Source organism: Novosphingobium hassiacum (genome assembly GCF_014196055.1).
Classification (GTDB): domain Bacteria; phylum Pseudomonadota; class Alphaproteobacteria; order Sphingomonadales; family Sphingomonadaceae; genus Novosphingobium; species Novosphingobium hassiacum.
In genome coordinates this window covers 201,189-208,590 of record NZ_JACICY010000005.1, presented here as the reverse complement: position 1 = coordinate 208,590, position 7,402 = coordinate 201,189, and the positions used below count along the sequence as shown (strand labels likewise).

The following is a 7,402-nucleotide window of genomic DNA, read 5'->3' as shown; positions in this document are numbered from 1 at the left end:
CGGGGGGGGGGGGGGCCGCATGTGGGGGGGGGGGGGGTGGGCCCAACGGCCTTTGTTCACCCCACAGCCCGTTCGTGTCGAGCGAAGTCGAGACACCGCGCTCAGTGTCTCGACTTCGCTCGACACGAACGGGTGTGTGTGCGGTTCAACGCCAGGCTATCAAGCGCTAAACCGCCCGTCGCGCCGCATCCGCCAATAGGCGTAGGCCAAAATCCCCACGAACACCGCCACCCCGAACGGTAGTGCTGCCGGGAAGTCCTCGACCACTGCCAGCGCATCGGGATTGTTCGTGCTGGCAACGATCGCGGCATAGACGATGTTGAACAGACTATCCCCTACGATCAGCCCGGTCGCGGTCAGCACGCCCATGCGCTCGGCCAGTTCGGGCGACGTCTGACGCTTGGCCCAGCGATTATAAAGATGCCCCAGCACCGCGCCGACGATCACCAGCATCGTCACCTGCGTCGGCAGGTACATGCCCATGCCCACGGCCAGCGGTGGCAGTGATCCCTTGCCCGAACGCTTGAGCAATTCGTCAATCAACACCACGCCTGCGCCAATCGCCGCGCCCAGCCCGACCAGATCCCAATCCAAACTCCCGCCCAGCACGCCCTGCGCAATCGCCGAGATCAGCGCCGCCTGCGGAGCCGACAATGCGTTCGGTCCCGCGCCTGGCGCGCCCTGAAATCCAAACGTCGAATTGAGCAGGTCAAGGATCGGCGGGATCACCAGTGCGCCGAACAGCACGCCCAGCACCAGCGCGATCTGCTGCCGCCAAGGCGTCGCACCGACGAGTTGCCCGGTCTTGAGATCCTGCAGGTTGTCGTTCGAAATCGTCGCCACGCCAAACACGATTGCGGTCACGAACAGCGCGAACGCGACCAGCGCCTTGGTATCGCTCTCGCTTCCACCTTGCCCGAACAGGCCGAGCAGCAGCAGTGAAATGCCCAGCGCCGCCAGAATGCCCACGCCCGAAATCGGACTGTTCGAAGCCCCGATAAGCCCGGCCATGTACCCGCAGACCGATGCAATAATGATGCCGGCCACCAGCACATAGAGCACCGACGCGATCAGCGTCATGCCCAGCGCACCCGCCACCGGACCGCCAGTCGCGAAATCTGTCAGCAGCAGGGCGATCGGTATCATCGACAGCAGGATCGTCCCCCCGACAATACCGATCGGCAAATCACGCTCGGTCAGTTCAAGCGTGTCCATCCCGGCACCCTTGCGCGACTTGTTCGCCGCCAGCGCACCGGCAATCCCACGCACGATCGGGCCGATAACCCGCAGCAGGGTCCAGATCGCCGCCACGCCGATCGTGCCTGCGCCGATGAAGCGGATTTTCTCGCGGAACACCGTGCCGACGAAATCGGCAAGCTCGGTCCCGACCGGCGGACCACCCGCCGTGAATTGCGGCAGCAGGAAACCGAAACTGATCACGATCCCGGTCAGCATCGCAATGCCCACCGCGATCCCCACCAGATGCCCCACGCCGACCAGCGCCAGCGACAGCCCGCCGAACAGCATTGAGCTGCCCGACCCAAGCTTGAACACGCCGCCGACTTCCTCCACCGCGAACTTCATCTTGGCAAGCAACGGATAAAGCGCCGCCAGCAAGCCACCTGCGGTCACCGCCGCCAGACCCTTGCGGTTTTCCTCGGCCCCGCCGACGCCTGCGCCGACTTTCAGCACTTCGGCGGCAGCTACGCCCTCAGGATAGGGCAGGTCGGAACCAGTCACCAGCGCGCGCCGCAGCGGCACCGAATACATCACCCCCAGCACGCCGCCGACGGCAATCACCGCGACCGATTCCCAGTACGGAAAGTCCGCCCACCAACCGACCATGACCAGCCCGGGCAGAACGAACACGATCGCCGACAGCGTTCCCGCCGAACTCGCGATCGTCTGGACGATGTTGTTTTCCTGAATCGTCGCGCCCGAAAAGCCGCGCAGCACCGCCATCGAAATGACCGCCGCCGGGATCGACGTCGCAAACGTCAGCCCGATGCGTAATCCCAGATAGACGTTGGCAGCGGTAAACAGCACCGTCAGCAGCGCGCCGAGGATCACGCCTCGAACCGTCAATTCCCTTGGCGCTGCGATCCCGGTCATGCCCTGCTCCGACTATTCGTTACCAAACGCCGTGTCTGGCACGCCGGGCAGTCGCTGGGAAGGGCGTTCAGCTTACGAATGAAACCTTCGTCGACCCGCTCACCATCTCGGCAAGCCGCGCAGCGTCCCAGTTGGTCAGGCGCACGCAGCCATGACTCTCGGCGCGTCCGATCGTCTGCGGCTCGGGCGTTCCGTGAATGCCGTAATGCTCCTTCGACAGATCGATCCACACCACGCCGACCGGCCCGTTCGGCCCCGGCGGCAACAGGTGCTCGCCCTTGCTGTCGGGCACATCCCAGAACAGGCTCGCGTCATAGCTGAACTGGGGATTGTACGACGTTCCGTTGATCTTCCAGTTGCCCAGTGGCAGCGGATCCTTGCTCGATCCGGTGGTGACGGTGAACAGCGCGACCAGCTTGTCGGCAGCGTCGTAGACCTTGAGCGTACCACCCTTCTTGCTGACGACGATCTTGTCAGCCTTGGGCTGAGTCGTGCCCACGCCCAGGCTGAACAACGTATCGGCCCATGCCGCGTCCTTCACCGCGCTACGGTCGAACGCATCAGCACCCACGTTCGGCACCCGAATATTCTGTCCGGCGGCATAAGCCACAGGCGGCAACTTCGCTTCGGGCTGCTCTGACGCTGCACTCGGGTTGGGTGCGGGCTGCGCCAATTGCGGGTTCAGCGCGCGCAGCACGTCGCCCGTCGTATGGAACCGCTCCGCCAGCTTTTCCTCAAGCGATGCATAGCCAAGCGAAGGCAATTTTGCCTGTGCCGCCGGGTCCTTGGGCAGCGCCGCAAACGGCCCGCGCGCGAAGTCGTCGGGGATCGTCACGACCCGCGTCGCCGGAATGTTCGACCACTTTGCCAACGCCTGCATCGTCGGCTCATCGAACTTGCCCGTCACCGGCAAATCATTGGCGCTCTGGAAGCCCTCAACCGCGTTGCGTGTCGACAGGCCTTCCTTGCCATCGATGACGCCCGGTGCAAAACCCATGCGCTCCAGCACCACCTGCGCCTGCATCATTGGTCTGGCCATGTCTTCGGCCTCTCCCTTTTGCCCCGGAGCCGGGTCCTTTGACAGCAGCGCGTCGCTGCTCGCTGCCGTATCGGACGCTGCTTCGCTAGGAGATCCTTTGTCCCCGGAGCCACATGCAGAAAGTGAAAGAAGAGCGATCGCGGTTGCAGCGGAACGAAGCATTGGAATTCCCGGAAAAACTGTACCGGAAGAACCCGCCGTCGCCGCGCGTGGTTCCCGTCAGCGGTCGTTTATCCGAGGATTGGCACGGATCGCCTCGTTGAACGCTACGACGGCGGCCGCTTCATCGCCGCCCCACACCGCATTGCTCACCGCCAGAAAGTCTGCACCTGCCTGCACGATCGGCCCACAGTTCTCCGGAGTAATTCCGCCTATCGCCACGCAGGGCAGCTCGAAAATGGTCTGCCACCATTCCAGCGTGTCGAGCGTCGCGACATGCTCAGTCTCTTTGGTGCTCGACGGAAAGAACGCCCCGAACGCCACATAATCGGCACCAGCCTCACCCGCCGCCATCGCGAAATGGCGGCTGTCGTGACAGGTCACCCCGATCTGCACATCGCGCCCGAGCCGCTCGCGCGCCTCGCGGACATCGCCGTCCTTCTGCCCCAAATGGACCCCGTCAGCGCCAAGCCGCTTGGCCAGGCTTACCGAATCGTTGACGATGAACGCCACGTCCCGATCCGCGCAGATTTTCTGCAACGGCTCGGCCAAGGGTGCGGCGGCATGATCGTCCAGACCCTTCACCCGGAACTGGAACGCCGCCACCGGCCCGGCGTCGAGCGCGCGTGCTAGCCGGTCGGCGAAGCCTCCGGTCACATCGAGCGGAGAGATCAGGTACAAGTCTGCAGAAGGTTTTGCCATGCCGCCCCTTATCCCCGCCGGGCCACGGCTGCAATCATGTAGGTGGTGGGCACGTTCGGGACCGGTTCAGCCGCGCCGATCATTGTAGCGTACATGAACCACAAAATCCTCGCGCTCGCTGCCCTCCCCGCACTGGCCCTGTCGGCCTGCACGATCATCCCGCCCGCAGTCGAACAGGCCCCGCCCCCGCAGAGCGATGGCTTCGCGCAGATCGGCCAGACCATCCGCGTCGGCGCGCTCACCATCCGTCCCGACGCGATCAACGAGGACAGCCGCTGCCCGATGAACGCCCGTTGCGTCTGGGCCGGGCGCGTGATCGTCGCCGCAACCGTCATGCAGAACGGCGAATCCACGTTCCGCAACTTCACGCTCGGCGAACCTGCCAGCGACGGCCTGATGCTCGATACGGTTGAACCGGGGCGAACAACACTGGAGGGCGCGATCCCGCCCGCCAGCTACCGCTTCCACTTCAGTATCACGCCGCGCCAGTAGACCCGAGGTCGTAAACCCACCCCCAACCCCTCCCTTGAGGGAGGGGAGCGAGACTTACGCAGCCGAAGGCGGAGTTAGTCGCAGCCGGGTGGGTGCTCAGCGCCAGCGTTGGCACACAAGATAGCCCGAAACGGAAAACGCCCCGCCCCGGCTTATGCCAGGTGCGGGGCGGCCATTTCCGTCCTCTCAACCGAATAATGCTTAGGCGATCGAACCCGCGTAGATCTCGTCGATCGCGCTACCCAGCGCTGCGTCGAATTCCGCGTCGGTCATCTGGTGACGCAGGTCTTCGAGCAGAGCGCGGCTGAAGCTGGCGATGATGCCCTTGTTCTTGGCCAGATGCGCGCAAGCCTCGGGACGCTTGAACCCGCCCGACAGCGCCACCACGCGCAGTACCTTGGGATGGGCAACCAGCGGATCGAACGTGCACGGCTCGACCGGCAGCGACAGCTTGAGCATGACCTGCACGCCATCGGGCAGCGCATCCAGGTTCTTCAGGATCTCGTCGAGCAGGATCGCATCGCACTCTGCGCGCGTCTCGCTCTTGATGTTCACTTCGGGCTCGATGATCGGCATCATGCCGTGGCTGAGCACCTGATTGCCGATCGCGAACTGCTGCGCGACGACTGCCGCGATGCCTTCGCGATTGGCCGAATTGATGACCGAACGCTCCTTGGTGCCATAAACGCCCATCGCCTTCGAACGCGTCAGCAGCTCGTCCAGCGTCGGCATCGGCTTCATCAGCTGCACGCCGTTGGCTTCGTCTTCCAGACCCTTGTCGATCTTGATGAACGGTACCACGCCCTTGTCGATCAGCGCCTGCGGAACGGGCTTGCCATCGACCGAGCCATCCATCGTGCGTTCGAACAGGATCGCGCCGATCACCTTGTCGCCGTGGAACACGTCAGACCTGATGATCCGCGAACGCATGTCGTGGATCAGGCCGTACATTTCCTCTTCGGTGGACCAGGCATCCTCGGTCACGCCATAGCCTGCGAGCGCCTTGGGGGTTGAACCGCCGGACTGGTCGAGAGCGGCAATGAAGCCATTGCCGGAAGCCATCTTCGCAGTCATTTCGGTCGTGTTCATTCAGCCCACCTTGTACTGGCAAAAGCTCCGGAAACCGGGCTCCGCATAGCTATGCGCAATTGCGCCAAAAAAATGCGCGACCTGGGTGACGCGCCGATTTGCGAACGGTCCATAATCAGGCGCGTGCCGCAGTGCAACACGCGCCCTCAAATTTTATCGCTCGAGCGCCGCGACGCCCGGAAGCTCCTTGCCTTCCATCCATTCGAGGAAAGCACCACCCGCCGTCGAAACGTACGAGAAATCGCCCGCGACGCCGGCATGGTTGAGCGCAGCAACCGTATCGCCACCACCAGCTACCGAAACCAGCGAACCTTCCTTGGTCAGCGCCGCTGCGGTCTTCGCCAGCGCAACCGTGGCCGTATCGAACGGCTCGGTCTCGAACGCGCCCATCGGCCCGTTCCATACCAGCGTGCGACAGGTCTTGAGCACATCGGCCAGCGCCTCGACCGCAGTCGGCCCGACGTCGAGAATCATCTCATCGGCAGCCACTTCATGCACATTGCAGGTCCGCAGGCTCGGCGGGTTCGCGGCAAATTCCTTCGACACCACGACATCATACGGCAGATGCACCGTGCAGCCCGATTTGTCCGCATTCTCGAGAATCTCGTCCGCCGTCGCGGTCAGGTCATGCTCGCACAACGACTTGCCCACCGCCACGCCGCGCGCGGCCAGGAAAGTGTTGGCCATGCCGCCGCCGATGATCAGGTGATCGACCTTGCCGACCAGATGCTTCAAGACATCGAGCTTGGTCGAGACCTTGGCCCCGCCGACCACTGCCGCCACCGGATGCTCGGGATTGCCCAGCGCCTTTTCCAGCGCCTTCAATTCTGCCTCCATCGCCCGCCCAGCATAGGCCGGAAGCGCATGCGCCAGCCCTTCGGTCGAAGCGTGCGCGCGGTGCGCAGCCGAAAACGCATCGTTGACGTAGATATCGCCAAGGCTCGCAAACCGCGCGACGACTGCGGGATCGTTCTTTTCCTCACTGCCAAAGAAGCGCGTATTTTCCAACACCGCGATCTCACCGGGTTGCATCGCTGCCACCGCTGCCTTGTCGCCCTCCCAGTCGATATAGGCGACCGGACGGCCCAGCACATGCGCCAGCGGCCGCGCCAGCTTGTTCAGCGAGAATTCCGCCGAAGGCTGACCCTTGGGACGGCCGAAGTGCGCCAGAACCAGCACCTTGGCACCCTTATCCGCCAGCTCGCACAGCGTCGCAACGGTCGCGCGTAGCCGTGTATCGTCGGTGACCACGCCATCGGCCATCGGCACGTTCAGATCCTCACGCACCAGCACGGTCTTGCCGCTCAGGTCACCAAGGTCGTCCAGGGTCTTGAAGCTCATTGCTCGATCCTCACTTCGTCACCGATGGCAATGTCGCCATCGGTCAGGACCCGACCGAGAATGCCGCCACGCCAGTCGGGCATCAGGGCAAGTTTCAGGCCGGGGTGGATTTCGTCCATGCGATTGCACGGATCGCATTCGCAGGTAATTTCGATGCGCAGCGTCTTGCCGATGGCGATGACCTTGCCGGGTTCGCGCGGAAGGCGAATGCCCTGCACCAGCAGGTTGGCGCGCCTGACGTGCCATGCCAGTTCGCGCTCCGGCGCGGGCTGCAGCTCGCCAAGAGCAGCCTCCCAGCTTTCCGCTTCGATCAGCGAGATCTGCCGCCGCCCGGTCTTTCCGGGCCGCACCGCGCCACGCAGGTCACCACGAACGCCCAGCGTCCGCGTGACCGCAACGTGGTCGAGCGTCTCGATGGGTCCACGCGAACGATCATGCCGCGCAATGCCACCGAGACGTCCCATGTTT

The 7,402-nt window shown here is 63.9% G+C and carries 7 protein-coding genes; 1 reads left to right on the top strand and 6 read right to left on the bottom strand.

Annotation, left to right across the window (positions count from 1 at the left end; all coding sequences use genetic code 11):
* Positions 1-159 precede the first annotated feature (159 nt).
* The 3 genes from GGQ88_RS12015 to thiE all read right to left on the bottom strand — a co-directional run bounded on the left by GGQ88_RS12015 (position 160) and on the right by thiE (position 4,012).
* A complete protein-coding gene (locus GGQ88_RS12015) occupies positions 160-2,112 on the bottom strand; it encodes an OPT family oligopeptide transporter (RefSeq protein ID WP_183613523.1) in 1,953 nt (650 codons plus the stop codon).
* Positions 2,113-2,179: 67 nt separating this feature from the next.
* On the bottom strand, positions 2,180-3,313 hold the full coding sequence (locus tag GGQ88_RS12010) for a L,D-transpeptidase family protein (RefSeq protein WP_183613521.1): 1,134 nt from the start codon (positions 3,311-3,313) through the stop codon (positions 2,180-2,182).
* 57 nt (positions 3,314-3,370) lie between these two features.
* Positions 3,371-4,012, bottom strand: a complete 642-nt coding sequence (thiE, locus tag GGQ88_RS12005) for a thiamine phosphate synthase (protein WP_183613519.1) — start codon at positions 4,010-4,012, stop codon at positions 3,371-3,373.
* 93 nt (positions 4,013-4,105) lie between these two features.
* Here thiE and GGQ88_RS12000 point away from each other — a divergent pair, with 93 nt between their 5' ends.
* The gene (locus tag GGQ88_RS12000) at positions 4,106-4,504 is read left to right on the top strand and encodes a hypothetical protein (protein ID WP_183613517.1); all 399 of its coding nucleotides are present in this window, start codon (positions 4,106-4,108) and stop codon (positions 4,502-4,504) included.
* A 201-nt stretch (positions 4,505-4,705) separates the two neighbouring features.
* Here GGQ88_RS12000 and GGQ88_RS11995 read toward each other — a convergent pair whose 3' ends face one another.
* The 3 genes from GGQ88_RS11995 to GGQ88_RS11985 form a co-directional block, all read right to left on the bottom strand.
* On the bottom strand, positions 4,706-5,593 hold the full coding sequence (locus tag GGQ88_RS11995; RefSeq protein WP_183613516.1) for a fructose bisphosphate aldolase: 888 nt from the start codon (positions 5,591-5,593) through the stop codon (positions 4,706-4,708).
* A 153-nt stretch (positions 5,594-5,746) separates the two neighbouring features.
* Positions 5,747-6,934, bottom strand: coding sequence for a phosphoglycerate kinase (locus tag GGQ88_RS11990; RefSeq protein ID WP_183613514.1), 1,188 nt, complete (start codon positions 6,932-6,934; stop codon positions 5,747-5,749).
* Positions 6,931-7,398, bottom strand: coding sequence for an MOSC domain-containing protein (locus GGQ88_RS11985; protein WP_183613513.1), 468 nt, complete (start codon positions 7,396-7,398; stop codon positions 6,931-6,933). Before GGQ88_RS11985 ends, GGQ88_RS11990 begins: the two co-directional genes overlap by 4 nt.
* Positions 7,399-7,402 lie beyond the last annotated feature (4 nt).

Coding starts and splice junctions, on each gene's coding strand:
- GGQ88_RS11985 (WP_183613513.1), bottom strand. CDS start 7,398: ATGGGACGTCTCGGTGGCATTGCGCGGCATGATCGTTCGCGTGGACCC.
- GGQ88_RS12015 (WP_183613523.1), bottom strand. CDS start 2,112: ATGACCGGGATCGCAGCGCCAAGGGAATTGACGGTTCGAGGCGTGATC.
- GGQ88_RS11995 (WP_183613516.1), bottom strand. CDS start 5,593: ATGAACACGACCGAAATGACTGCGAAGATGGCTTCCGGCAATGGCTTC.
- GGQ88_RS11990 (WP_183613514.1), bottom strand. CDS start 6,934: ATGAGCTTCAAGACCCTGGACGACCTTGGTGACCTGAGCGGCAAGACC.
- GGQ88_RS12010 (WP_183613521.1), bottom strand. CDS start 3,313: ATGCTTCGTTCCGCTGCAACCGCGATCGCTCTTCTTTCACTTTCTGCA.
- thiE (WP_183613519.1), bottom strand. CDS start 4,012: ATGGCAAAACCTTCTGCAGACTTGTACCTGATCTCTCCGCTCGATGTG.
- GGQ88_RS12000 (WP_183613517.1), top strand. CDS start 4,106: ATGAACCACAAAATCCTCGCGCTCGCTGCCCTCCCCGCACTGGCCCTG.